The organism is Streptomyces angustmyceticus (genome assembly GCF_040701845.1).
GTDB lineage: Bacteria > Actinomycetota > Actinomycetes > Streptomycetales > Streptomycetaceae > Streptomyces > Streptomyces angustmyceticus_A.
On record NZ_JBFBHQ010000011.1, the window covers coordinates 22,471 to 47,206 of the forward strand.

At 73.1% G+C, this 24,736-nt stretch carries 25 protein-coding genes; 15 read left to right on the plus strand and 10 right to left on the minus strand.

Annotated elements, in window-relative coordinates:
- The first annotated feature begins 27 nt into the window (after positions 1–27).
- Both serC and AB0411_RS22795 read left to right on the plus strand, forming a co-directional pair.
- A complete protein-coding gene (gene serC, locus AB0411_RS22790) occupies positions 28–1,146 on the plus strand; it encodes a phosphoserine transaminase (RefSeq protein ID WP_366419129.1) in 1,119 nt (372 codons plus the stop codon).
- 139 nt (positions 1,147–1,285) lie between these two features.
- Complete coding sequence (locus AB0411_RS22795; protein ID WP_366419130.1) at positions 1,286–1,732, plus strand: PPOX class F420-dependent oxidoreductase; 447 nt, start codon at positions 1,286–1,288, stop codon at positions 1,730–1,732.
- 55 nt (positions 1,733–1,787) lie between these two features.
- Here AB0411_RS22795 and AB0411_RS22800 read toward each other — a convergent pair whose 3' ends face one another.
- Entirely contained in the window at positions 1,788–2,783 is a 996-nt protein-coding gene (locus AB0411_RS22800) for a hypothetical protein (RefSeq protein WP_366419131.1), read from the minus strand.
- Positions 2,784–2,949: 166 nt separating this feature from the next.
- Between AB0411_RS22800 and AB0411_RS22805 the strand changes: the two genes are divergently transcribed.
- Positions 2,950–3,717, plus strand: a complete 768-nt coding sequence (locus AB0411_RS22805) for a GDSL-type esterase/lipase family protein (RefSeq protein ID WP_366419260.1) — start codon at positions 2,950–2,952, stop codon at positions 3,715–3,717.
- On the opposite strand, the gene AB0411_RS22810 is transcribed toward AB0411_RS22805, so the two are convergent.
- Positions 3,641–4,219 (minus strand): TetR/AcrR family transcriptional regulator, encoded by a 579-nt coding sequence (locus AB0411_RS22810; protein ID WP_366419132.1) that lies wholly within the window; start codon positions 4,217–4,219, stop codon positions 3,641–3,643. The two genes, AB0411_RS22805 and AB0411_RS22810, sit on opposite strands and share 77 nt — an antisense overlap.
- 158 nt (positions 4,220–4,377) lie before the next feature.
- On the opposite strand from AB0411_RS22810, the gene AB0411_RS22815 reads away from it, so the two are divergent.
- A complete protein-coding gene (locus AB0411_RS22815; RefSeq protein WP_366419133.1) occupies positions 4,378–5,376 on the plus strand; it encodes an aldo/keto reductase in 999 nt (332 codons plus the stop codon).
- Between the two features lie 230 nt (positions 5,377–5,606).
- On the opposite strand, the gene thpR is transcribed toward AB0411_RS22815, so the two are convergent.
- From thpR to AB0411_RS22830, 3 genes are all read right to left on the minus strand, one after another.
- Positions 5,607–6,176, minus strand: coding sequence for an RNA 2',3'-cyclic phosphodiesterase (thpR, locus tag AB0411_RS22820; protein WP_366419134.1), 570 nt, complete (start codon positions 6,174–6,176; stop codon positions 5,607–5,609).
- 141 nt (positions 6,177–6,317) lie between these two features.
- Complete coding sequence (locus tag AB0411_RS22825) at positions 6,318–7,748, minus strand: MFS transporter (RefSeq protein WP_366419135.1); 1,431 nt, start codon at positions 7,746–7,748, stop codon at positions 6,318–6,320.
- A gap of 30 nt (positions 7,749–7,778) precedes the next feature.
- Entirely contained in the window at positions 7,779–8,243 is a 465-nt protein-coding gene (locus AB0411_RS22830; RefSeq protein WP_366419136.1) for a MarR family winged helix-turn-helix transcriptional regulator, read from the minus strand.
- A gap of 130 nt (positions 8,244–8,373) precedes the next feature.
- Here AB0411_RS22830 and AB0411_RS22835 point away from each other — a divergent pair, with 130 nt between their 5' ends.
- The gene (locus tag AB0411_RS22835) at positions 8,374–8,565 is read left to right on the plus strand and encodes a ribbon-helix-helix protein, CopG family (protein ID WP_086721487.1); all 192 of its coding nucleotides are present in this window, start codon (positions 8,374–8,376) and stop codon (positions 8,563–8,565) included.
- On the opposite strand, the gene AB0411_RS22840 is transcribed toward AB0411_RS22835, so the two are convergent.
- Positions 8,558–10,030, minus strand: a complete 1,473-nt coding sequence (locus AB0411_RS22840) for an NCS2 family permease (RefSeq protein ID WP_366419137.1) — start codon at positions 10,028–10,030, stop codon at positions 8,558–8,560. The two genes, AB0411_RS22835 and AB0411_RS22840, sit on opposite strands and share 8 nt — an antisense overlap.
- Positions 10,031–10,345: 315 nt before the next feature.
- Here AB0411_RS22840 and AB0411_RS22845 point away from each other — a divergent pair, with 315 nt between their 5' ends.
- From AB0411_RS22845 to AB0411_RS22860, 4 genes are all read left to right on the plus strand, one after another.
- Positions 10,346–10,618: a DUF2530 domain-containing protein gene (locus AB0411_RS22845; RefSeq protein WP_366419138.1), complete on the plus strand. Its 273-nt coding sequence runs from the start codon at positions 10,346–10,348 to the stop codon at positions 10,616–10,618.
- Between the two features lie 91 nt (positions 10,619–10,709).
- Positions 10,710–13,124, plus strand: coding sequence for a cation-translocating P-type ATPase (locus tag AB0411_RS22850; RefSeq protein ID WP_366419139.1), 2,415 nt, complete (start codon positions 10,710–10,712; stop codon positions 13,122–13,124).
- Between the two features lie 144 nt (positions 13,125–13,268).
- A complete protein-coding gene (locus AB0411_RS22855) occupies positions 13,269–13,454 on the plus strand; it encodes a hypothetical protein (RefSeq protein WP_366419140.1) in 186 nt (61 codons plus the stop codon).
- Positions 13,455–13,536: 82 nt separating this feature from the next.
- Complete coding sequence (locus AB0411_RS22860; RefSeq protein ID WP_366419141.1) at positions 13,537–13,722, plus strand: hypothetical protein; 186 nt, start codon at positions 13,537–13,539, stop codon at positions 13,720–13,722.
- Here AB0411_RS22860 and AB0411_RS22865 read toward each other — a convergent pair.
- Complete coding sequence (locus AB0411_RS22865; protein ID WP_366419142.1) at positions 13,700–14,128, minus strand: hypothetical protein; 429 nt, start codon at positions 14,126–14,128, stop codon at positions 13,700–13,702. The two genes, AB0411_RS22860 and AB0411_RS22865, sit on opposite strands and share 23 nt — an antisense overlap.
- A gap of 163 nt (positions 14,129–14,291) precedes the next feature.
- Here AB0411_RS22865 and AB0411_RS22870 point away from each other — a divergent pair, with 163 nt between their 5' ends.
- Both AB0411_RS22870 and AB0411_RS22875 read left to right on the plus strand, forming a co-directional pair.
- Positions 14,292–15,131, plus strand: coding sequence for a helix-turn-helix domain-containing protein (locus AB0411_RS22870; protein WP_366419143.1), 840 nt, complete (start codon positions 14,292–14,294; stop codon positions 15,129–15,131).
- Positions 15,115–15,330, plus strand: coding sequence for a DUF397 domain-containing protein (locus tag AB0411_RS22875; RefSeq protein ID WP_366419144.1), 216 nt, complete (start codon positions 15,115–15,117; stop codon positions 15,328–15,330). Before AB0411_RS22870 ends, AB0411_RS22875 begins: the two co-directional genes overlap by 17 nt.
- Before the next feature lie 76 nt (positions 15,331–15,406).
- Here AB0411_RS22875 and AB0411_RS22880 read toward each other — a convergent pair whose 3' ends face one another.
- The gene (locus AB0411_RS22880; RefSeq protein ID WP_366419145.1) at positions 15,407–18,679 is read right to left on the minus strand and encodes a sacsin N-terminal ATP-binding-like domain-containing protein; all 3,273 of its coding nucleotides are present in this window, start codon (positions 18,677–18,679) and stop codon (positions 15,407–15,409) included.
- A 555-nt stretch (positions 18,680–19,234) separates the two neighbouring features.
- On the minus strand, positions 19,235–20,140 hold the full coding sequence (locus tag AB0411_RS22885; protein ID WP_366419146.1) for a DUF3027 domain-containing protein: 906 nt from the start codon (positions 20,138–20,140) through the stop codon (positions 19,235–19,237).
- Positions 20,141–20,570: 430 nt separating this feature from the next.
- Between AB0411_RS22885 and AB0411_RS22890 the strand changes: the two genes are divergently transcribed.
- From AB0411_RS22890 to AB0411_RS22905, 4 genes are all read left to right on the plus strand, one after another.
- Positions 20,571–21,959, plus strand: coding sequence for an MFS transporter (locus AB0411_RS22890; RefSeq protein WP_366419261.1), 1,389 nt, complete (start codon positions 20,571–20,573; stop codon positions 21,957–21,959).
- A gap of 70 nt (positions 21,960–22,029) precedes the next feature.
- Positions 22,030–22,533, plus strand: a complete 504-nt coding sequence (locus tag AB0411_RS22895) for a hypothetical protein (RefSeq protein ID WP_366419147.1) — start codon at positions 22,030–22,032, stop codon at positions 22,531–22,533.
- Positions 22,534–22,556: 23 nt separating this feature from the next.
- The gene (locus AB0411_RS22900) at positions 22,557–23,357 is read left to right on the plus strand and encodes a futalosine hydrolase (RefSeq protein ID WP_366419148.1); all 801 of its coding nucleotides are present in this window, start codon (positions 22,557–22,559) and stop codon (positions 23,355–23,357) included.
- Positions 23,354–24,205, plus strand: coding sequence for a 1,4-dihydroxy-6-naphthoate synthase (locus AB0411_RS22905; RefSeq protein ID WP_366419149.1), 852 nt, complete (start codon positions 23,354–23,356; stop codon positions 24,203–24,205). Before AB0411_RS22900 ends, AB0411_RS22905 begins: the two co-directional genes overlap by 4 nt.
- A gap of 37 nt (positions 24,206–24,242) precedes the next feature.
- Here AB0411_RS22905 and AB0411_RS22910 read toward each other — a convergent pair whose 3' ends face one another.
- Entirely contained in the window at positions 24,243–24,626 is a 384-nt protein-coding gene (locus AB0411_RS22910) for a cold-shock protein (RefSeq protein WP_018089689.1), read from the minus strand.
- Between the last annotated feature and the right edge of the window lie 110 nt (positions 24,627–24,736).

Below are 24,736 nucleotides of genomic sequence, written 5' to 3' on the forward strand. Positions count from 1 at the left end.
CGCAGCGCGACGGATTAGGCTTCCCCCGTGGCTGATATCCAGATTCCCGCTGACATCAAGCCCGCCGACGGACGCTTCGGCGCGGGCCCCTCCAAGGTGCGTACGGAGGCGCTCGGCGCCCTCGCCGCCACCGGTAGCTCCCTTCTCGGCACGTCCCACCGCCAGGCCCCGGTCAAGAACCTGGTCGGCAAGGTGCGCGACGGCGTACGCGACCTCTTCCAGCTCCCCGAGGGCTACGAGGTCGTGCTCGGCAACGGCGGCTCCACCGCGTTCTGGGACATCGCGACGCACGGCCTGATCGAGCGCAAGTCCCAGCACCTCAGCTTCGGCGAGTTCTCCTCGAAGTTCGCCAAGGCCGCCAAGCTGGCGCCGTGGCTGGACGAGCCCACCGTCCTCTCCGCCGACCCGGGCGACCACCCGGACCCGGTCGCGGAGGCGGGCGTGGACGTCTACGGCTTCACCCACAACGAGACCTCGACCGGTGTGGCCGCCCCCATCAAGCGGGTCGCGGGCGCCGACGACGGCGCGCTGGTGCTGGTCGACGCCACCTCCGGCGCCGGCGGCCTGCCCGTGGACATCACCGAGACCGATGTCTACTACTTCGCCCCGCAGAAGTCGTTCGCCTCCGACGGCGGGCTGTGGCTGGCGGCCTTCTCCCCCGCCGCCCTGGAGCGCGCCCGCGCCGTCCACGCCTCCGGCCGCCACATCCCGGAGTTCTTCTCGCTGCCCACGGCGATCGACAACTCCCTGAAGAACCAGACGTACAACACCCCCGCGCTGTCCACCCTCTTCCTGCTCAACGAGCAGCTGGAGTGGATCAACGGCCAGGGCGGCCTGGACTGGGCGGTCCGCCGCACCGCCACCTCCTCGCGCACCCTGTACGGCTGGGCCGAGGACGCCAAGTACGCCACCCCGTTCGTCACCGACCCGGCCAAGCGCTCGCAGGTCATCGGCACCATCGACTTCGACGAGGGCATCGACGCCGCGGCCGTGGCCAAGGCCCTGCGCGCCAACGGCATCGTCGACACCGAGCCGTACCGCAAGCTCGGCCGCAACCAGCTGCGGATCGCGATGTTCCCGGCGATCGACCCGGCGGACGTCGAGGCCCTGACGGCCTGCATCGACCATGTGATCGGCAAGCTGTAACGCCCGGCGCACCGGCACCACCACAGGCCCCGGCGGGCGACCGCCGGGGCCTGTGGCGTCACGGGGCCCGGACGGCCCGCCGCCCGAACGGACGCACCGCGGCATGACGAAACGGGCCGGATGTGCCTGTATGGGAGCCATGACGTATCCCCCGAGCTCCGGCCTCGCCCCCTTCGAACGGCAGGGGGCGGTCCTGCTGACCACGTACAAGCGGGACGGCACCGGCGTCGGCACGCCGGTCAACATCGCCGTCGACGGCGACCACGCCTACATCCGCACCTACGGCAGCGCCGGGAAGGCCAAGCGGATGCGGAACTTCCCGGAAGTGGAGTTCTGCGCCGCCACCTGGCGGGGCCGGCCCACCGGGCCCGTCGTCCGCGCACGGGCACGGCTGCTGGACCCGCGGACCCGGGAGTACCGGCGCGCCGAGCGGTCGCTGACCCGGAAGTACCCGCTGCTCCACGGGCTGCTGGTGCCGTGGGCGCACCGGCTGAAGAAGGAGCGGACGCTGCACTACGAACTGCGGCTGACCGAGGAGGGGGCGGCCGCCGAGCGGACCGAGGAGGACTCGGGCCTCGGGATCTAGGGGCCCGGGACCCAGGGGCCGCCGCTCACCGGCGCCTCCCGCCGCTCCCCCGCCCCTACCGCCGCCGCAGCAGCCTGCGCAGTCCGACGACCAGCGCCGTGGCGAGCGCGAAGACCATCGCGCCCTTGATGAAGCCGGGGTCCAGGTCCGACCCCGAACTCCCGTCCTTGCCCCCGCCGTTGGAGCCGTCGCCGTTCGCCGGGTCGTCCTCGGCCGAGTCCGGCAGCTGGCCGCCGCTCAGGCCGACCGGCTTCACCTCGCTGTCGCCGCCCTCCGAGCCGTACATCAGGGTGCGGCCGTCGGGGGTGAAGGTGACCGATTCGCCCTGCTGCTGGACCGGCACGCCCACACTGCCGAGGTCCTTCGGGCGGCCGTCCTGCCAGCGGTAGATCCGGGCGCCGAAGTAGCTGCGCAGCACCAGCCGGCTGCCGTCGGGGGAGAACGCCCCGTCGGTCACCCACAGGTCGACCGGCGCGACCTTGCGGAAGACGTTGGTGCCGGCGGTGGTGAGCCGCTGCGGGCCCTCGTAGACGGCGCCGCCGCCGTCCTGCTTCTTGCTGGCGATGTAGACCCGGCCCGTTCGGGGATGCACCATCAGCGCTTCGGCGTCGCGCGGCCCGTCCGCGTACTTCACGTCGAACTGAGTCGCCGTCACCGTCGCGTCGCGCAGCTTCTTCGGCTCGGGGAAGCGGTAGATCCAGACGTGGTTCCAGCTGCCGCCGAGGTTGTCGCCGATGTCGCCCACGTAGAGGTTGCCGTCCGGGCCGAGGGAGATCGCCTCGACGTCGCGGGGCGTGCCGATGCCGCGCAGCGTGATCCGGGCGACCGTCCGGCCGGAGCGGCCGTCGACGGCGTAGACGTAGGGCCCGTCGTCGCTGTCGTTGTGGGTCCAGTAGATGCCGGGGTGCGCACGGCTGGCGGCCAGGCCGCTGGACTCGGTGATCCGCAAGTCGCCGATGGTGAAGCCGTCGGGCTCGTCGGCGGCGGCGGGGACCACGGCCGCCGTCCACAGGATTCCCGCGGCACCGGCCGCGCACAGAAGCGAACGCATGGGCACAGACTGCCATCCCGGGCCGCCGTGCGCGGGCGCGGCCGCCGCCCCGGGCGCCGCGCCCGCACCGTGTTGACCGGGCCGGGCGCCGCCGCGGTCCGGGGGCGTGTCCAGCGTCACGTACCGGGCAGTAGGGGGTCTCGGCCATCATGGCCGGATGAGGATCATGTTCGTCGGTGACTCGATGACCATTGGGAGCACCGGCGATTTCACCTGGCGCTACCGCATGTGGCAGCACCTGGACGCGACGTCCGACGGCCCGTACCGCATCGTCGGTCCGCGCCACACGCTCCACGAACCCGCCACCGGCGCCCCCTCCTCCACCGCCTACGCCGACCCCCGCTTCCCCGAGGAGGCCCGGTGCCACCTCGCCGGCTGGGGCGAGGGCTGGCTGCACATGGCGCCGCTGATCGGCGACATGGTGCGCCGGTACGAGGCCGACACCCTGCTGGTCTCGCTCGGGCTGATAGACCTCGGCTTCTACACCAACGCCGAGCAGACCGCGGAGAACGTCCGGGAGTTCATGGCGCGGGCCCGGGAGGCGGCGCCGCACATCCGGGCGGTGCTGATGCCGGTGATACCCAATGTGCGGGCGGCGGCGGACGCCGCGTTCGGCGCGGAGTGCGAGCGCTTCAACGAACTGCTGGCCAAGGCCGTCGCCGACCTCTCCGCCCCCGGCTCACCGCTGCTGCTGGCCTCCGAGCCCCGCGGCTGGGAGACCGGCAGCGCGACCTACGACGGCACCCATCCCTCGGAGCGGGGCGAGCGGTTGCTCGCCGGGGCGTTCGCCGACGCGATGCACCAGGCCTGGGGCGTCGGGGGCCCGTACGGGGCCACCGGGCCGCACGGGGACCGCGTCAGGCACGCGTCCACGAGTCCGCGAGCGCACACAGCTCCGCAAGCGCCGCCTCCGTACGCACACGGTCTCCGGTGACCAGCACGTCGGCCCGCAGGCCCGCGTAGGCGCTGTTCAGGAAGGTGGCGTGGACCCGCGCCGTGTCGGGGGCCAGGCCGCGGGCCCGGAGGGCGGCGGCGACGAAGTCGGCGCGGTCCGCGAGGAACTTGGGGACCCGCCCGCCGAGCCGCCCGGCCGCCGCCAGCCCCTCGATCTCGTGGACGAGGCGCGTCGCGCCGAGGTTCTCCGGCGCCAGGTGGTGCCGCCAGGCGTCCCGCACCACCGCGCCGAGGCCGCGCGAGGTGTCGTCCCAGCCCTCGGTGGCCCGCAGTTGCCCGTGCTGGATCTCGTCCAGCCGCTCCAGCACGGCCGTGATCAGGGCGTCCTTGTCCGCGAAGTGATGGGTGAGCACCCGGGTGCTGTGCCCGAGCGCCCGGGCCAGCGGACGCAGCGAGAGGTTGGCGATCCCCGTCTCGGCCAGGTGCTCGATGGCCGCGTCGAGGATCTCGGTACGGCGGCGGGGGTCACGGGGCCTGGCCATCGGGCGGACTCCTGACGGTGCGGGAACTCTGGGCGGCGTGCGGACCCCCGGGCCCTCGGACCCCGGGCGGGGACAACCGCCCACCCTAGGACGGCGGTGTCCGCCACCCGCGACGGGTCCTTGCTTCGAGAGCACTCCAAGGCGTTGGCTGGACCACCATGAAGTACACGCAGCTCGGACGCACCGGACTCAAGGTCAGCCGACTCGTCCTCGGGACGATGAACTTCGGGCCCCAGACCGACGAGGCCGACAGCCACACCATCATGGACGCGGCGCAGGGCGCGGGCGTCAACTTCTTCGACACCGCCAATGTCTACGGTTTCGGGGCCGACAAGGGCCGTACCGAGGAGATCGTCGGCAGTTGGTTCGCCAAGGGCGGCGGCCGGCGGGACAAGACCGTGCTCGGCACCAAGGTGTACGCCAACATGGCGCCGGAAGGCGGCAAGGTCTGGCCCAACCACGACAAGCTCTCCGCGCTCAACATCCGGCGCTCGGTGGACGCCAGCCTCAAGCGGCTGGGCACCGACTACATCGACATCTACCAGTTCCACCACGTCGACCGGGACACGCCCTGGGACGAGATCTGGCAGGCCATCGACGTCCTCGTCCAGCAGGGCAAGATCCTCTACGCCGGCTCGTCCAACCACGCCGGCTGGCACATCGCCCGCGCCAACGAGGCGGCCGCCCGCCGCGGTTCGCTGGGCCTGGTCAGCGAGCAGTGCCTCTACAACCTCGCCGAGCGGCGCGCCGAGATGGAGGTCATCCCGGCCGCCCAGGGCTACGGCCTGGGCGTCATCCCGTGGTCCCCGCTGCACGGCGGGCTGCTGGGCGGGGCGCTGCGCAAGGAGCGCGAGGGCGGCGCGGGCCGCTCGGTCGTCGGCCGCTCGGCCGACGCCCTCGCCAACTCCGCGATCCGGGCCCGGATCGAGTCCTACGAGGACCTGCTCGGCAAGCACGGCCTGGAGCCCGGCGAGGTCGCGCTGGCCTGGCTCCTGACCCGTCCCGGCGTCACCGGCCCGATCGTCGGCCCCCGCACGACGGACCAGCTCGCCTCCGCGCTGCGCGCCGTCGAGCTGACCCTTCCGGACGATCTCCTCGCCTCGCTCGACGAGATCTTCCCCGGCCCCGGCCCGAGCCCGGAGGCCTTCGCCTGGTGAACGGCGTGAGCGCCCGGCAGCCGGTCGGGCCGGCCGCCGGGCGCTCGGCGGCGGCCACGGCATCGCTCAGTGCAGCGCCGACGCCACGACCACGACGATGAGCAGGACGGCGAGCAGGCCGGACATGATCCGGTTACGGGTTTTGGGGTCCACCCCTTGAGCGTAACCGGGGCGGCTCCACGCTTGTCAGCGGCCCGGGGCCCGACCGGCCGCGGGGCCCGACCGGCCGGTCAGCGGCCCAGGGGCCAGGTGCCCACCGTTTCGTAGCGGGGCTGGGCCCCCGCCGCCCCGGGGACGGGCGGATGGCTGCACACCAGGGCGAGGGAGCCGACCGTCCAGGGAGCGCCGGCGAAGTCCTTGAGGGCGGCCGCGTACGGGCGCAGATCCAGGCCGGGGACGCGGTTGCGGGCGAGGGTGAGGTGGGGGGTGTACGGGCGGTGCTCCTCGTCCATGGCCACACCGGCCCGCCGGGCCGCCGCCTCCGCCGCGCCCGCGAGGGTGCGCATGGCGGGCCGGTCGCCCCCGGCCCCGGCCCACACCACCCGGTCCGAGAAGCGGCCGCCGCCGGCGATCCGCAGCTCGTAGGGGTCGCGGCGGCCGGCCGCGCGGCCCAGCCGCTCCCGCAGTCCGGGGACGATCTCCTCGGGCACCTCGCCGTAGAAGGCAAGGGTGAAGTGCCAGCTCTCCCGGCCGGTCCACCGCAGCCGCCCGGCGGCCGGGAGCTGCTGCAACCGCGCCACCTCGACGGCCAGTTCCTCGATCGCGGGAGCGGGCGGCAGGACGGCGGCGAAGAGTCTCATGCGGTCAGTGTGGCGCAGGGCCCGTGCCGTACGGCGGACCGGGCCCGGAAGCGACCCGAAACCCGGCCCGGCCGGTCGCGAGCCGGGCCGGCCGGGTCCCGTCGGACCACGCCGGAGAGGGCCGGGGCACCCTCCGCCCCGTTACGCCGCCGGGGCCAGGTCCTTCTCCACGGACGAAGCCGTTGCGGGTGTCCGGGGCACGAAGGCGACATGCCGGCGGCCGCGGCGCAGGTCGATCTGGAGGCGCAGGCCGCCCACCCGGGCGAGGATCAGGCCGATGACGACCGCGGCCGCCATGGAGACCAGGCCGCCCGTCAGGAAGCCGATCCGGGGGCCGAAGGCGTCGGTGACCCAGCCGACCACCGGTGCGCCCAGCGGGGTGCCGCCCACGAAGACCATCATGAACAGGCTCATCACCCGGCCCCGCATCAGCGGGTCGGTCGCCATCTGGATGCTCGAATTGGCGGTGACGTTGATCGTCAGGCCGACCATGCCGATCGGGGCGAGGAGCGCGGCGAAGACCCAGAACGACGGGGCGAGCGCGGCCGCGATCTCCAGCGCGCCGAAGACGACCGCCGCGCCGACCAGCAGCCGCAGCCGGGAGCCGGCCCGGCGGGCCGCGAGCAGCGCGCCGATCAGCGAACCGGCCGCCATCAGCCCGTTGAACAGCGAGTAGGTGCCGGCGCCCTGGTGGTAGACGTGGTAGACGAACGCGGTCAGCCAGATCGGGAAGTTGAAGCCGAAGGTCCCGATGAACCCGACCAGGACGATCGGCCAGATCAGGTCGGGGCGCCCCGACACGTAGCGCAGCCCCTCCCGCAGTTGGCCCTTGCTGCGCGGGACCCGGTCGACCGGGTGGAGTTCCGCGGTCCGCATCATCAGCAGGCCGGCGACGGGGGCGATGAAGGACAGGCCGTTGAGCAGGAAGGCCCAGCCGCTGCCGAAGGCCGTGATCAGGACACCGGCGACGGCGGGCCCGATCAGCCGCGCGGACTGGAAGTTGGCGGAGTTGAGGCTGACGGCGTTGCGCAGCTCGTCCTGGCCGACCATCTCGGAGACGAAGGCCTGCCGGGAGGGGTTGTCGAGGACGGTGACCAGGCCGAGGACGAAGGCGACCAGGTAGACGTGCCAGACCTGCACCTGGCCGCTGAGCGTGAGCACGGCGAGGGCGAGGCCGGTCAGACCCATGGCGGACTGGGTGAACAGGAGCAGCTTGCGCTTGGCGAAGCGGTCGGCGATGACGCCGCCGTAGAGCCCGAAGAGCAGCATCGGCAGGAACTGCAGCGCGGTGGTGATGCCGACCGCGGCGGACGAGCCGGTGAGGCTCAGCACCAGCCAGTCCTGGGCGATGCGCTGCATCCAGGTGCCCGTGTTGGACACCATCTGGCCGGTGGCGAAGAGGCGGTAGTTACGTATACGGAGCGAGCTGAACGTGCCCTTGCGCGGTGTGGCGGCGGGGCCTGCGGCGAGCGCCGGGGCGGTGCCCGGGGCGGTCGCGGTCGCGTCGTCGGAAACCGTGTCGTCGTGGGAGTTCGGTGCGGGGGCGGAGTGTGCTCCGGATCCCGTACTCAAAGTGGGTTCGCCTCCTCGGCCTCGGGGGTTCTACAACTGTGCGAGCTTCTCCAGCACGGGCGCGGCGGCCCGCACCTTCGCCCACTCGTCCTCGTCCAGCCCGGAGGCCAGCTCGGCGAGCCAGGCGTTGCGCTTGCGGCGGCTCTCCTCGAGCATCGCCTCGGCCTGTTCGGTCTGCGTGACGACCTTCTGGCGGCGGTCGTCGGGGTGCGGTTCGAGCCGGACCAGTCCCTTGGCCTCCAGCATGGCCACGATGCGGGTCATCGACGGCGGCTGCACATGCTCCTTGCGGGCCAGCTCGCCGGGGGTGGCACTGCCGCAGCGGAACAGGGTGCCGAGCACCGACATCTCGGTGGGGCTCAGCGATTCGTCGACCCGCTGGTGCTTGAGTCGGCGCGACAGGCGCATCACGGCGGACCGCAGAGCGTTCACCGCGGCCGCGTCGTCTGAGGACACCTCCCGGCCTTCGGGCAGGGGGCGGGACAGTTCCGGCATGGTCTTTAGCATAACTCATTACCCTTTCTAAGGAAAGCCAAGGGGTGCCGCCTGCCGGCAATCACCCATATGAGTGAGGACGCGGCCGAAAGTGACGCGCCTGACCGTGCACGGACGGGACGGTGTCCGCATGGGATCGCGAGTGCTCAGCCTGCGCGTGGACGGGGAGCTGCTGGAGCGCATTCGGCAGCACGCCGCAAAACGCGGAATGAGCGTCCAGGACTATGTGGTCCGGACGCTCATCCGCGAGGACTTCGACGAGCGGTTCCAGTCCTCCGTCGACGAGACGGAGAAGCTGGGGATCCGCTGGCCGGCTACTTGACCCCCAGCACCTGCTCGATCGGGTCGAGCAGGAAGTAGACCAGGAAGCAGAAGCCGACCGCGCTCAGCAGCCAGGGGACCTCCTTGATCCGGCCGGTCGCCGCGCGCAGCAGGATGAAGGCCAGGACGCCGATGCCGATGCCGTTGGTGATGCTGTAGGTGAACGGCATCGAGACCATCGTCAGGAACGCCGGGATGCCGATGGTGAAGTCGCCCCAGTCGATGTCCCGCACGTTCGAGGCCATGATCAGGAAGCCGACGACCAGCAGCGCGGGCGTCGCGGCCTGCGAGGGGACGACGGTCGCCAGCGGCGTGAAGACCAGCGCGAGCAGGAAGAGGCCGCCGGTCATCAGGTTCGCGAGCCCGGTGCGGGCGCCCTCGCCGACGCCGGCCGTGGACTCCACGAAGCAGGTGTTGGCGGAGGCGGAGCCGAAGCCGCCGCCCGCGACCGCGATGCCGTCGACCATGAGGATCCGGCCCATGTTCGGCAGCTGGCCGGTCTCGTTGTCCAGCAGCCCGGCCTCCTCGCCGACGCCGATGATGGTGCCCATCGCGTCGAAGAAGCCGGAGAGCAGCACGGTGAAGACGAACAGGCAGCCGGTCAGCACGCCGACTTCCTTGAAGCCGCCGAAGAGGCTGATCTGACCGATCAGGCCGAAGTCCGGGGTGTCGATGATCTTGTGCGGGACGTTGGGGACCGCCAGGCCCCAGGCCGCGTCCGGGATCTCGACGAGGGCGTTGATGACGATCGCGACGACGGCCATGGAGACCATCCCGATCAGGATCGCGCCCCTGACCTTGCGCACGATCAGCACGAACATCAGCGCCAGGCCGATGACGAAGACCAGCACCGGCCAGCCCTTGAGCTGCCCGCCCTGGCCCAGGCTCATCGGCACGGTGGTGTGCGCGGCGTCCGGGTTGCGCGTCACGAAGCCGGCGTCGACCAGGCCGATCAGCGAGATGAACAGGCCGATGCCGATGGCGATGGCCCGCCGCAGCCCGTTGGGGATCGCGTCCATCACCCGCTGCCGCAGGCCCGAGGCGACCAGGATCATCAGGACCAGACCGGCGAGCACGACCATGCCCATCGCGTCCGGCCAGCTCATCTTGGGCGCGAGCTGCAGGGAGACCACGGCGTTGATGCCGAGGCCCGCGGCGATGGCGATCGGGACGTTGCCGACGACGCCCATCAGCACCGTGCTCAGACCGGCCATCAGCGCGGTGGCGGTGACCAACTGGGCGTTGTCGAGATGATGGCCGAACTTGTCTACTCCGGCGCCGAGGATGATCGGGTTCAGCACGATGATGTAGGCCATCGCGAAGAACGTCGCCAGACCGCCGCGGAGCTCGCGGCCGACGGTCGACCCCCGCTCGGAGATCTTGAAGAAACGGTCGAGGCCGTTCTTGGGAGGCTTCGGCCCCGGGTTCTCCAGGGTGTCGACCGGCGTGGTGGCCGAGGGGGGCATGCGGGGACCTCAGTCGGACGGGCCTGAACAGGCGTGGGGGGCCGGAGGCCCGGAACACGTACAGAAACGAAACAACTGGATCAGGTTGGATGAATAGACGAGCCAAACCAGCCGTCTCCAGAAAGGTTCAGTATGAATAAACAAGCCACTGATCGCTATCTCCGCGCGTAGACGCAAGTGGCGCACGGACCGGGCGGCGCGGCGCACGGACCGGCGGCCCGCCCCACGGCGACGCACCGCATCCCCCGGCCGCTACCGCCCAGGGGCCCCGGCCACCTCGCGGCCCCCGCATCCCCTCCCCGTAAGCTGGCCACCATGTGGAAGAAGTCCGAACTGCGCGAGGCCCCGGCGCCTCTGGAGGGCCCCGTCGTCGGCACGGTCACCGGCGGCACCATCATCTGGTTCGTGCTCTTCCTCGGCCAGCTCCCCTTCTACGGCTGGTTCGCCGACCACGGCCACTCCTGGTGGGTGTGGACCTGCCTGGCCGGCGGCGGCCTCGGGCTGGTGGGCATCTGGTACGTACGGGCACGGGACGCCGCGATCAAGCGCTCCGCGGTGTCGGGCGACCAGCCCGCCGACCGGGCCTGAGGCCACGCCGCCCGCGATACCGCCCGCCACACCCCCTCCGCTCCGCCCGCCCAGCGAGTGAAGTGCGCATTCCGCCCGTAACGTCGAGGGCATGACGGAGCGGGCGAGGGCCGGGACCGGGCCCGTGGGGCCGGGCCGCGAGCCGGCCCCCCGGGCCGCCCGGGAGCCGGCCGGCCCCGGACTGAGTGCCGCCGAGGTCGCGGAGCGGGTCGCCCGGGGCGAGGTCAACGACGTCCCCGTACGGTCCTCCCGCTCGGCCGCCGAGATCGTCCGCGCCAATGTCTTCACCCGCTTCAACGCGATCATCGGCGTGCTCTTCGTGATCATTCTGATCGTCGGCCCGATCCAGGACGGCCTGTTCGGCTTCGTCATCGTCGCCAACACCGGCATCGGCATCATCCAGGAGCTGCGTGCCAAGAAGACCCTGGACAGCCTGGCGGTCATCGGCGAGGCCCGGCCGACCGTCCGGCGCGACGGGGCCGCCGCCGAGATCCCCACCTCCGCCGTGGTCCTCGACGACGTCATCGAACTCGGGCCCGGCGACAAGGTCATCGTCGACGGCGAGGTGCTGGAGAGCGACGGCCTGGAGGTCGACGAGTCGCTGCTGACCGGCGAGGCCGATCCGGTCCTCAAGAAGCCGGGCGACCCGACGATGTCCGGCAGTTTCGTCGTCGCGGGCAGCGGCGCCTTCACCGCCACCAAGGTCGGCCGGCAGGCGTACGCGGCCCAGCTCGCCGAGGAGGCCAGCCGCTTCACCCTGGTCCACTCCGAGCTGCGCAGCGGCATCAGCCGGATCCTCAAGTACGTGACCTGGATGATGATCCCGACCGCGATCGGTCTCGTCCTGAGCCATCTGCTCACCCTCGGCCTGCCGGGCGACGAGGCCGTCCGCCGGATGGTCGCCGGCATCGTGCCCATGATCCCCGAGGGCCTGGTGCTGCTCACCTCCGTCGCCTTCGCGATCGGCGTGGTCCGGCTCGGCCGCAAGAAGTGCCTGGTGCAGGAGCTGCCCGCGATCGAGGGGCTGGCCCGGGTCGATGTGGTGTGCCTGGACAAGACCGGCACGCTCACCGAGGGCGGGATGGACGTCAACGGGCTGCGCCCCCTCGACGGCGACGAGACCCGGGTGAAGCAGGTGCTGGGCGCGCTCGGGGCGAGCGACTCGCGGCCCAACGCCTCCCTCCGGGCGATCATCGAGGCGTATCCGGCGGACGGCGGCTGGCGCTGCACCCGGGCCCTGCCGTTCTCCTCCGCCCGCAAATACAGCGGCGCCGCCCTCGACGGCCCGGACGGCGCACGTACCACCTGGCTGCTCGGCGCCCCGGACGTGCTGCTGCCTCCCGGCGACCCCCGCCTCGCCGAGACCGACGGCCTCAACGCCCAGGGCCTGCGCGTCCTGCTGCTGGCCCGCGCCGCACGGGACCTGGACGACCCCGAGGTCGCCCGCGGCGTACGGCCCGCGGCCCTGGTCGTCCTGGAGCAGCGGCTGCGCCCCGACGCCCCCGACACCCTGCGCTACTTCGCGGAGCAGGGCGTCCGGGCCAAGGTGATCTCCGGCGACAACGCGGTGTCGGTGGGCGCGGTGGCCGGCAAGCTGGGGCTGCCCGGCGCCGACGCCCCGGTGGACGCGCGCGAACTGCCCGGTGAGCGGGACGCGGGCGCGGGCGTGGTCGAACGGGCCGCGGTCTTCGGCCGGGTCACCCCGCAGCAGAAGCGCGAGATGGTCGCGGCCCTGCAGTCGCGCGGTCACACCGTCGCGATGACCGGCGACGGCGTCAACGACGTCCTCGCCCTCAAGGACGCCGACATCGGCGTCGCGATGGGGTCCGGCTCCGAGGCGACCCGCGCCGTCGCCCAGATCGTCCTGCTCGACAACAGTTTCGCGGCGCTGCCGTCGGTCGTCGCCGAGGGCCGCCGGGTCATCGGCAACATCACCCGCGTCGCCACCCTCTTCCTCACCAAGACCGTCTACTCCGTCCTGCTGGCGATCCTGGTGGCCTGCTGCCAGATCCCCTACCCGTACCTGCCGCGGCACCTGACCCTGCTGTCCACCCTGACCATCGGCATCCCCGCGTTCTTCCTCGCCCTGGCACCCAACAAGGAGCGCGCGCGACCGCACTTCGTCCGCCGGGTGATGCGCTACGCGGTGCCCTCCGGCCTGATCACGGGCCTGGCCGCCTTCACCACCTACCTGCTCGCCCGCGGCTACTACAGCGGCCCCGGCGCCCTGCCCGCCGAGACCAGCGCGGCCACCCTGACGCTCTTCCTCACCGCCATGTGGGTCCTGGCGATCATCGCCCGCCCCTACACCTGGTGGCGGATCGCCCTGGTCCTGGCCATGGGCCTGTGCTTCGTCGCCGTCCTCGCCACCCCCTGGCTGCAGACGTTCTTCGACCTGCGGCTGGTCGGGACGACGATGCCGTGGACGGCCGTCGGCATCGCGGTGGTGGCGGCGGTGCTGCTGGAGATCACCTGGCGGTGGGTGACCCGGCGTTTCGCCGCCTGAGCCCCGACGGGCACACCGCCCCGCCGGCCCGGAGCCGCACCACCGCGGAGCCGCACGCCGCCGTACGGGACCGCGGAACCGGCCCGTCCGCCCCTCGGCCCCGGCCTCGCGACGCCCGGCCCGCCTCCCCTAGAGTCCGTGTGCATGACACTCCACGCGGCTTCCCGCGCCGTCGAGATCCTGGCGCGCTCCCACCACCACACCAGCCACTACACGAGCCACTACGGCTCCCACTCCTCCGGCGTCTCCCTCGGCTCCTGGTGGATGATCCCGCTCGGCGTCGTCCTCGGGGTCGGCTGGTTCTTCGTGAAGCGACTGCGGGCCAGGTGAGCCTCCCGGCCGGCGCGAGGCCGCGAAGAGAACCTGCCCGGCCGATACCCCGGGCGCTGCCGCCGTACTACGCTCCGGCCCCATGACCTTCCACGGGGACCTGGCCCACGAGGTGCTGGCGAGTTCGCACCGCCACTACCACCACTACACCGGCAACCACTACGGCAGCACCGGCGACGGCACCCTCGACTGGTGGGTGTGGCCGCTCCTCGTCCTCTCCGCGATCGTCGTCATCTGGAGCCTGGTCAAGCGGTTCCGCTCGAACTGAGCGGGCACCGCGGGCGGGCCGGGCCCGCGACGGCACCTCCTCGGTCCTCGCCTTCGCCGAGGCCCTGGTCCGGAGCGGGGAGCCGCGCACCGCGACTCTCCGCGATGCGCCGTACGTCCCGCAGTGCGTCGGTCAGTCCGCGGGCGAGGAAGCGCAGTTCCGGGGACGTGACCTGCGGACAGGCGAGCATGTCCTCCGCGTGCCCGAGGAGCCCGTCCGCCATGTCGAGCTGCAGGCACTCGACACTGTCGGCGATACGGGAGACGTACCCCGTGCCGTCGCCCACCAGATAACAGGGGTTGCCGTCGGCGTTCGCCCAGGGCAGCAGGCGGGCGGAGCCGGAATGGCCGGCCGCGTCGCCGTCTCCGGGCGAAGGCTCGAAATACTTCGCGATAACGTGATTCATGTCGTCGACCTCATGGGGCTGATGACCGCACCCCCGGACCGTTGCCGCGGTCGCGGGGGCCTTCCTTTCCTTGCTCAGCATTGCCGACGAAATACGCTGGGCGCACGCCACAGGTGTCACCAAAGCCCTTGAGTGGACAGCGAGTTGAAGGTGTGTTCGAGCAATGGAGCTGAACAACGAGGAAGGCGGCAGGGCCACCCCGCGCACGGTGCTCGGACGGCGCCTGCGCCGCCTCAGGGAATCCGCCGGCCGGTCCCAGCGGGCTCTCGCCGACAAGGTCGGCTACCCGCACACGTACCTCAGCCGGGTGGAGCGGGGCGAGCAGTTGCCGTCGGAGGCACTCGCCGAGGATCTGGACACGCATTTCGCCACGGACGGCCTCTTCGTCGAGTTGCTTTCCATGGCGCAGGACGCCTCGATTCCCGATTACGGCCGGGTCGTTGTCGACGGCGAGAGCAAGGCGGCCCGTATTCAAGTATTCGGCAGCAGCCTGATCCCGGGGCTCCTGCAGACCGAGGGCTATGCCCACGCACTCTTCCGCGAGTCACTTCCCGGCGAATCCGAGGAACGGATAAACGAGCGGGTCGCCACGCGAATGCGCCGTAAGCGTGTCTTCGAAAAGGAGCAAGCGCCCTATTACTGGGCAATCATGGATGAAGCAGCGTTGCGACGCCCCGTCGGGGGCTCGGCCTGCATGAGCAATCAACTCCGCCATGTACTCACGGCAGTTGCGTCTTCCCAGGTCGCGGCTCAGGTACTGCCCTTCACGCAGGGAGAGCACCCCATGCTCGGTGGCAGCCTGAGCCTGCTCACCCTTCACAACGGAGCCACGGTCGGATACGTAGAGAGCTTCTTTTCCGGAGAGTCGGTGGAGGCGCCGGCAAAGGTTCTTGAACTCACGCACATGTTTGACGTCGCCCGCGCCAAGTCGCTTCCGGAGCGGGAATCCCTCGACCTGATTCGCGGGTACCTGAGAAAGTACGAGGATGAAGACGATTCCTGACGCGTCCACTCTGACCCGCTGGCGCAAGTCCAGCTACAGCAACGGCCAGGGAGCCGAGTGCCTCGAAGTGGCCGACGGCCACCCCGGCGCCGTCCCCGTCCGTGACTCCAAGAACCCGCACGGGCCCGCCTGCGTCTTTCCCGAGGCGGGCTGGGCGGGCTTCGTCGAAGCCGTCAAGGGCGGCGAGTTCGGCAACTGACCCGGCGCAACACACCACGGAGCACGCCCGGACGGCCCCCGTCGCATCCGTCGCGGCGGGGGCCGTCCGCGGTCCGTCAGTCGAACCAGCGCGCCCGGGCCAGTTCCTCGCCCCGCTCCGGGTCCTCCAGGAGGGCGGCGAGTTCGAAGCGACGGGGCCACTGCTGTGCGGACCAGGCCAAGCCGGCCGCCACGCCCTCCAGGGTCGCGGCGTGCACGGTGCCGTCCGGGGTCCGGCGCCAGTCCAGCTCGGTGGGGCCGTCGGGGCCGTCGACGAGGAGTTCCCCGTGTTCGACGTAGGCCTCGGGGGTGGCGGCGCCGAGCAGGACGCGGACGGCCTCGGGCACCTCGTGGCGTACGCCCTCGGAGCGGACCTCGGCGCCGATCGCCTCGCTCAGGCGGCGGACCTGGAGCAGCTCCGCCAGTTCGGCGGCACGGGCCGGGCGCACCGGCAGCAGCGCGCGGCCGGCCGCCAGCGGCACCAGGTCCGGGGCGTCGGCGACCACCGCGTCGGCCGCGTCCACCACCCGGACCTCCTCGTCGCGCACGACCCGCAGCTCGTCGGGCAGCGTCACCTGGTCGGGGTCGAGGTCGGCCAGCAGGCCGTAGACGGCGTGGAGTTGTGCGGCGCTCACGGGCAGCTCGGGGTCGGCGAGCCGGGACAGCAGCTCCGCGGCGCCGCCCGGCTCGTCCAGGAGTGCGGCGACGGAGGTGCGGACGCCGAGCGCGCGCAGCACCTGCGTGTCGACCTCGCCCGCGTCCGCGGACTCGTACAGCCCGGCCAGCAGCGGATCGCCGCCCGCCGAGCGCAGGCCGGCGGGCCGGCGGCCGTCGAGCACCGGGTGTCCGCGCAGCCACCAGGCGGTGTACGGGCGGACGGACTCGGTGGTGCCGTCGGGGAGCAGGACCCGGACCGGCGCGGTCAGCGCGTCGCGCAGCGGCGGACGGGAGAGCATGGCCAGCACCTCGGGCCAGGCGTCGTCGTCGACCAGGTCGAGGTCGCGCACCGCCACGAGTTCGGTCACCACCGGCGGTACGGGGGTCTCCGGCAGGGCGTCGAGGATGTCCTCGCACCAGACGTCGACCGCATCCAGCAGCCCGACGTCGTCCGGCTCGGCGAAGTCCCCGTCGCGCGGCTCCATTTCGTCCGGATCGAGGACGACATCGGTGGCCCGGACCAGGGCGAAGTCGGCCATCACGCCCACGGCCGTCAGCGGCTGCTCGCCCCACCGTTCGGCCAACTCGGCGTCGCAGGCGGGGATTTCACCCTCCCGGATGACCCGCTCGAAGGCGCTGCCCGGGTACACCAGCTCGCCGGCGGGCACCGGCTCGCCGTCCTCGTCGGGCAGGGCCAGCGCCCCGAGCCACGGCTCGTCGCCCGGCGCGAGGCCGGCGTCCCTGACCAGCCCGAGAACCGCCTCGGCCAGCTCCTCGGTGCCCAGCGGGGCGCCCGCGCCGCCCTCGGTCTCGTCGGCGAAGACGTCGTAGGCGTCCTCGTCCGCGTCGAGCGAGTTCGCGACGGCCGCGCGCACCTGGGGCGTGGTCAGGACCGCACGGGGCTGGGCCGGGGTGGCGCCCAGCTTCTCCAGCAGCGGGTGCACCGCGTCGGGGTGGGCGACCTTCAGCCCCAGCCGGGCGAGCGTACGGTGCCGGGCCGCGGCGTCCTCGTCGGGCCCGGGCAGCGGCAGCAGCACCTGGCGCGGCCCGATCGTGGTCCGTGCGCCGCTGCCGCCGCCGGGCCCCTGGCCCGCCGTGCCCGCCAGCGGCACCGGCAGCCCGCTCAGCCGGTCCGGGTCGGTGCCCGCCAGCGCGTCATAGAGCCGCCACCACCAGCCGGGCGTGCGCTCGACGCCCGCCAGCCGGTCGACCATCTCCCCGAGCCCCACCCGGGCCACACCCAGCGCCCGCAGCTCCGGGCGGCGTTCGAGACCGGCCGGCAGCAGGCTCGGGAAGAGCTCGGCCAGCACCCCGACCGTCGCCGCGCCCGCGCCCTCCACCAACTCGGCGTCCACCGGGCGCAGCACGAAGCGGTCCACACCGGCGTCGCCCTCGTCCCACTCGCCCGCCGCCGGCGCCTCCGGCTCGGCGGGCCGGCCACCGGGCGCACCCGCGCTCGGCAGGAACCGCACCCGCGGCAGCAGCTCCAGCACCTGCCGGCGCAGCTCACCGTCCAGGCCGCCCTTGCCCAGCGGCCCCGGCACCAGGTCGAGGGTGCCGACCGACACCGGCTGCCAGTCGCCCAGCAGCGTCGTGTAGACCGCGGCCGCGCGGGCCACCAGGAAGTCCGTCAGCGGGCCCGGCGCGACATGCCGGCGGGTCGGCTCCAACGGGAACGAGGCGATCAGCAGCGCGGGCAGCCCCAGCGGCTCGTCCGTCGGCGTCGGCGCATGCACCACCGCCGCGGTGCCCGGCCGCGCCGGTGCGCCCTCGTCGTCCACCGGCACCGCCCAGGTCACCGACCAGGCCGGCCGCAGCCGCTCCTCGACGGGCCGGTCCGCCAGCAGCTCCGGGTCCAGCGGACCGCCGTCGCCCGCCACCCGCCACCGGGTGGCGCCCCGCTCGCTGTCCTCGATCAGGACGTAGGGGCCGTCCTGGCTCCGCCGCAACTCCCGCACGTGCTCCGGGGTCTCGATCACGACCTCGGACAGCCCCGGCAGGGTCAGCAGCAGCGCCGCGTCGACCGCGTCCAGCAGCCGCTCGGCGAGATCCTGCGCCGCGACGTCCCGCAGCGGCAGCACGACGGCGGTGTCGTACCCCTCGGGGGCCTGGCCCTCCGCGGGCAGCGGCAGCCGCAGCAGCGGTACGTGGCCGTCGCGCCGGCGCAACTCCCCGCCCAGCCCCGGGCTGTGCGCCGCGACCTCCTCCGCCATCGCCCGCGCCTCGGCCAGCGACCAGCGCACACCGCCGGTACGGCCCACCAGCGCCGGCTCGTCGCTCACCGACAGCACCGCGGCGAAGCCCACGCCGAACCGGCCGACCGCACCGGCCGACACACTGGCCTCCCGCTTCGCGGAGGCGCGCAGCGTCGACAGCGACTCGACGCCGGTGGCGTCCAGCGGGGCGCCCGTGTTGGACGCCACGAGCACGGCGGGGGCGTCGCCGTCGGCCGCGTGCAGCGTCAGCCGCAGCCGGCCCGGCACGCCGGCGCGGGCCGAGGCGTCGGCCGCGTTCTGCGCCAGCTCCACGGCGAGCCGGTCCCGGTAGCCGCCGAGCGCCAGGTCCTCCTCGGCGTTGGCGTCCTCCCGGAACCGCGCCGGCGACGCGGCCCAGGCATCCAGCACACCACGCCGCAGTCGGGCCGTCCCGAACGGGTCTCCGGCTGCGCCTCGCACCCACGACGTAGCTGTCACTGTCGGTCTCCCTAGCGTGTGTCGGTGGCCCGACGGTATCTCCCCACGATTGCGGGTGCGCCGCCGTGTCTGTTCCGCCTTCGGCGGGAGGTGTGCCCGCCTTCGGCGGGAGGGGTCTGTGGGGTGGGGTCCCGGGTTTGTGGTGGGTGCCGGGTTCGGGGCCTGCGGGGTGGGTGTTCGGACTGCTTCGCTTTACGTCCGAACACCCACCCCTCCGGCCCCGCCCCCTCCTGCCGGTTGTGGGACCCCACCCCGGTGAGGGAAGGAAAAAGCAAAAAGCCCGAGCACCAGCCCCACCACGACACGGGCCGAGCTACTGGTCTTTGACACATCCCCCCACCGGGGCGGGGGCCGCCGTCCCGGGCGGGAGGTGGTGGGCCGGAGGGGCCTGTGTGGTGGACGTAAAGCGAAGCAGTCCACCACACAGGCCCCGCAGGCCCACCACCGGCACCCACCACACAGCAGAAGCGGCCCCCGCCCGAACAACACCCCCGCCGGAGGCGACACGGCGCCGCAGAAAACCACGTGGGCCACAGGCCCAGCGCGCCAGCGCGCCTAGCTGTGGCCCAGCTCCTCGGCCGGACCGGTCTCCTCGACCGAGCCCCCGTCCTGCTCGGGCCGCAGCGACAACGGCTCCACCACGGTCTCGTCGACCACCGGCGCCGCCGGCCGCGGCGGCTTCGGCATGACCGCGGCCTCGGAATGCGCCCCGCACCCGTACGAGAGGGAGACGACCCGCCCGTCGGCCGGGGCGAACTCGTTGGCGCAGACGCCGAAGGCCTGGCCCAGGGAGCCGGGGAGCGGGGTGAGGAAGCCGCAGGAGACGCAGGTGGCGGGGGCCGCCTGGGCCATGGGGGTCTTGGCGCCGAAGGCCTCTTCCCAGCGGTCGGCGGCGGAGTGCAGGCCGTAGCGGGAGAGCACCCGGGCGCGGCGCATGCCCAGTTCCTCGGCGACGGCCGCGATGCTGCCGCGCCGGGGGGCGGGCTGGATCGCGGGCGAGCCGGGGACGACGTCCGCTTCCTCGGAGTCGGCGACGTCGGCGGCCATGCCCTCGGCGACGGGGGAGTTCGGCGGCGGGGCGTCGTCGCCGCTGAAGCCGGGCTCCAGGCGCAGGTCGTCGGCCTCGGTGGGCAGCAGGTCGCCGGGGCCCATGTCGCCGGGGCGCAGCCGCTCGCTCCAGGGCACCCACTCCGGTGCGAGCAGCGCGTCGGGGCCGGGCAGCAGGACGGTCTCGTCGAGGGTGACGACCTTGGCGCGGGAGGCCCTGGCGACGGTCACGGCCCAGCGCCAGCCCCGGTAGCCGGGTTCGTTGCAGGCGAAGAGGTGGGTGACGACGCGGTCTCCGTCGGCGACGGCATCGATGTGCTCGCCGACCATGCCGGGCAGTGCGGCCTCCTCGGCCGCCTCCCTGGCCAGGTCGACCGCCGCGGCGCACAGGCGGTCAGGGGTACGGCTTCGCATCGCAGCACTCACAAGAATCGATTCTCTCTTCTACGCCGTCTCACGAGTGCGCCAGCCGGAGCTGTCCTTGTCCTGTCCGGACGACCGGCGGTACCAGGGCGGGCGGAGCGGACCAGGGGACCGCGTCGACGTCCGCGCCCGGTCGTTCCGGTCGAGCGCACCTCTTACGTCCCATTCTGCGGGATCGCGCGGAGGCACGCGGCCAAGAACGACCGCCGGTGGCGCGCTACACACGCTACCCCTTCAACGGTGTACGACCCCTCGGTGGGAGGCCAAATGTCAGCGGCAGCGACTGCGGGCCGGTGCGCCTCGCGCGGCAGCGTGGAGAAAGTGCCCTCTGCTGGGCGAGTTGGGGCACTATGACCAGGTGGCTGCCGCAAGGGCGTCGAAGGTGTCGAGGGTGTCCAGGACCTCAGGGAAGTCGTCACGGGTGCCGCGCGCCTCGCCGCGCGGCGGGTACGGGGACAACCGGGCCCGCCGGGCGGGGCGGGCCGTCGGGCGTGCGCTGCGCCGGCCGTTCACCGGCGCGGCGCGGGGGCTGCGGCGCGCCACGCATGCGCACGGCGCGGGCGAGTCGGGCCTGGGCAAGCTGATCGAACTGCATGCGGTGAACTCCGCGGGCGACGTGATGATCACCGTCGCGCTGGCCTCGACGGTGTTCTTCGCGGTGCCGACGGATCAGGCGCGGGGCCGGGTGGCGCTGTATCTGGCGGTGACCATGGCGCCGTTCGCCCTGCTCGCGCCGGTGGTGGGGCCCCTGCTGGACCGGGTGCCGCACGGCCGCCGGGCGGCGATGGCGGGCTCGATGCTGGCGCGGGCGCTGCTGGCGCTGACGATGTCGGGCGCGGTGGCGACCGGCGGGCTGCAGCTGTATCCGGCGGCGCTGGGGGTGCTGGTGGCGTCGAAGGCGTACGGCGTGGTCCGCAGCGCGGTGGTGCCGCGGCTGCTGCCCCCGCGGATCTCGCTGGTCAAGGCCAATTCGCGGGTGACGCTCGCGGGGCTGCTGGCGACCGGGGTCGCGGCGCCGGCGGGGGCCGGGCTGCAACTGCTGGGGCCGGGCTGGCCGCTGTACGGGGCGTGTGCGGTGTTCGCCGCCGGGACGTTCCTGTCGTTCTCGCTGCCGCACAAGGTCGACTCGGCGAAGGGCGAGACCCGGGCCCGGCTGACGTCCCGGGAGGCGTCGGCGCGGTCGGCGGGCGGGAAGCGGAAGCCGGGGCTGCGGACGGTGGGCCCGTCGGTGCTGCACGGCCTCCAGGCCAACGCCTGTCTGCGGGCGCTCTCCGGGTTCCTGACGTTCTTCCTGGCGTTCATGCTGCGCGAGCATCCGCTGGGCGGGCTGGGCCCGGCGGCCTCGCTGGGGCTGGTGGTGGTGGCGGCCGGTACCGGGAACGCGCTGGGCACGGCGGTCGGCGCCTGGCTGAAGGCCCGCGGGCCGGAGCCGATCATCGCGGCGATGCTGGGGCTGGCGCTGTGCGCGATGGTCCTCGCGGCGGTCTTCTACCCGGTGCTGGCGGTGGTCGTGGTGCCCGCGGCGGCGGCCACCGCGGGGCTGTGCCAGGCGCTGGCGAAGCTGTCGCTGGACGCGATGATCCAGCGCGACGTGCCGGAGGAGGTGCGCACCTCCGCGTTCGCCCGGTCCGAGACGGCGCTGCAGATGTCGTGGGTGGTGGGCGGCGCGATCGGGATCTCGCTGCCGCTGATCGGCACGGTGGGCATGGCGGTGGCCGCGGCACTGGTGGCGCTGGGCGTGGTGCTGGCCGTGCGGGGACTGCTGAGCACGGCCCGTCGGGGCGGTACGGCGGCCCCCCGGGTGGCCTGAGCGCCGACGGGCAATGCGGCACGCCGTACCCGGGCGTGGCGCGAGCCGGAGCGCCAGATAGCCTGCCCGTATGACCGCTGCGTTGATCTCCTGGGGCAAGGGCCGCCGTGCCGCTGCCGCCATCGGTGCCGTGTCCCTGGGCCTCCTCACCCTCTCCGCCTGCGAGAAGCCGACGTCGCTCGCGACCGTGACCGTCGGTTCGACGACGGTGCAGACCGAGGCCACCCCCGGCTGCGACGGCGACGGCAAGGTCCTCTCCAAGAAGGCCGTCACCGCCTGCATCACCAAGAAGGGCGGCAAGACGATCACCGTCCACCCCGGTGAGAAGGTCCGCGTCGGCGTCGACCCGGAGGTCGCCAAGTCCGGCTGGATCGTCATCGGTGCCGGTCCCGTGATGCGCGAGCCCAGCAAGCAGACGTACCGCAGCTTCGACGCGGACACCCTGTTCATGCAGCAGAACCCGCAGACCGGCCAGACCTCCTACTCCAAGGACGTCACCCTCCAGGTCGCGGAGCTGGGCGGCGGCGACGGTCCCAAGACCATGTGGCACTTCACGCTGAAGCAGAAGGACTGAGGACCGGGACGGCGGGCCGTTCGATGCGGGTTCTGATCGTCACGGCGGTGGCCGCCGAGCGCGACGCGGTGGCTGCCGCGGCGGGTCCCTGCGACGAGGCGGCCCTGCCCGGCGGGTACGCGCTGCTGCGCGCGGCGGAGGCGCCGGTGGCGTTCGATGTGCTGGCCGCCGGTGTCGGCCCGGCCGCCGCGGCCGCCGGCACGGCCACCGCGCTGACCGCCGCCGCGCTCGCCGGAGCGCCGTACGACCTGGTCGTCTCGGCCGGGATCGGCGGCGGCTTCTCCCCCGGGCCCGAGGGCTCTCCGCCCGGCGCCCCGCTGGGCTCCGTGGTGGTCGCGGACGCGATCGTCGCGGCCGATCTGGGTGCGGAGACCCCCGGCGGCTTCGCCCCGGTCACCGAACTCGGCTTCGGGACGGTGGCGCACCGCCCCGACCCCGCGCTGGTCGGGGCGGTCGCCGCGGCGGCCGGTGCGGCGACCGGCACCGTCGTGACGGTCTCCACGGTCACCGGCAGCGCGGCCCGCGCCACCGAGCTGGCCGAGCGTCACCCCGGGGTGCTGGCCGAGGCGATGGAGGGCTTCGGGGTCGCCGAGGCGGCCGCCGCACACGGGGTGCCGGTGCTGGAGGTCCGCGCGGTCTCCAACGCCGTCGGCCCGCGCGACCGCGGCGCGTGGCGCATCGGTGCCGCGCTCACCGCCCTGACCGGCGCCTTCCGTACGCTTCCCGGAGCCCTGACGGCCGCCACCGGACCGGCTCCGGAGCCTCCCCCACGCTCGGCTTCGCTCACGCGGGGGGACCCCACGTCCCTGAGGAGGACTCCGTGACCCGGCCGCTGGACATCGCGTACTCGCCGTGCCCGAACGACACCTTCGTCTTCGACGCGCTGGCGCACGGCCGTGTCCCGGACGCGCCGGAGCTGGCGGTCACCTTCGCCGACATCGACATCACCAACGGCATGGCCGAACGCGGCGAGTTCGACGTGCTGAAGGTGTCGTACGCGGTGCTGCCGTGGGTGCTGCGGGACTATGCGCTGCTGCCGTGCGGCGGGGCACTGGGGCGTGGCTGCGGGCCGCTGGTGCTGACCCGGGAGCAGGGCGCGGCCGCGGACCTGGCGGGCCGGACGGTCGCGGTGCCCAGCGAGCGGTCCACCGCGTATCTGCTGTTCCGGCTGTGGGCGGCGGCCGAGGTGCCGGGCGGGGTCGGGGAGATCGTGGTGCTGCCGTTCCACGAGATCATGCCGGCCGTGCGCGACGGCAAGGTCGACGCGGGCCTGGTGATCCACGAGGCGCGCTTCACCTACCAGAACTACGGGCTGGTGTGCCTGGCCGACATGGGCGAGCACTGGGAGCTCACCACCGGCCTGCCGATCCCGCTCGGCGCGATCATCGCCAAGCGGTCGCTGGGCGAGCGGGCGTTGCGCGATCTCGCGGCGGCGATCCGCAGCTCGGTGCTGATGGCCTGGGACGACCCGGAGGCCTCCCGGCCCTACGTCCTGGAGCACGCCCAGGAGATGGATCCGAAGGTCGCCGACCAGCACATCGGGCTGTACGTCAACGAGTTCACCGCCGACCTCGGCGAGGACGGCTATGCCGCGGTGCGCGGGCTGCTCACCCGCGCCGCGGCCGAGGGGCTCGTTCCGCCCCTCGGCCGTGATGCGTTGCGCTTCGTGTGAGTGACGGCCGGGTGCGGCCGCCGGCGCGCCGGTCTGCTCAGACGTCCAGTTGGTCGGCGACGGCGCGCAGCATGCCGGCGATCTTCGCGCCGTGGACCTTGTCGGGGTACCGGCCGCGCTCCAGTTGCTGGGTGACGTTCTCCAGGAGGGTGGTCAGATCCTGGACGATGGAGGCGAGTTCATCGGGCTTGCGGCGCTGCGCCGCGGCCACCGAGGGTGCGGGGTCGAGGAGCGTCACGGTCAGCGCCTGATCGCCGCGCTGGCCCGCGACGACGCCGAATTCGACGCGCTGGCCAGGCTTGAGCGCGGCCACGCCGTCGGGGAGCACCGACGAGTGCACGAAGACGTCACCGCCGTCATCGCGGGAGAGGAAGCCGAAGCCCTTCTCACTGTTGAACCACTTGACCTTGCCGGTAGGCACGTCTGTCCTCGTCCTCGTACTCGTTGGAAAGAAACGTTGAAATGTGGGGCCGGGTCTCCTGCGGATACTGCGGGGTGAGCATCCCCCGCCCGTAGGAAGCGGGAGCGGGA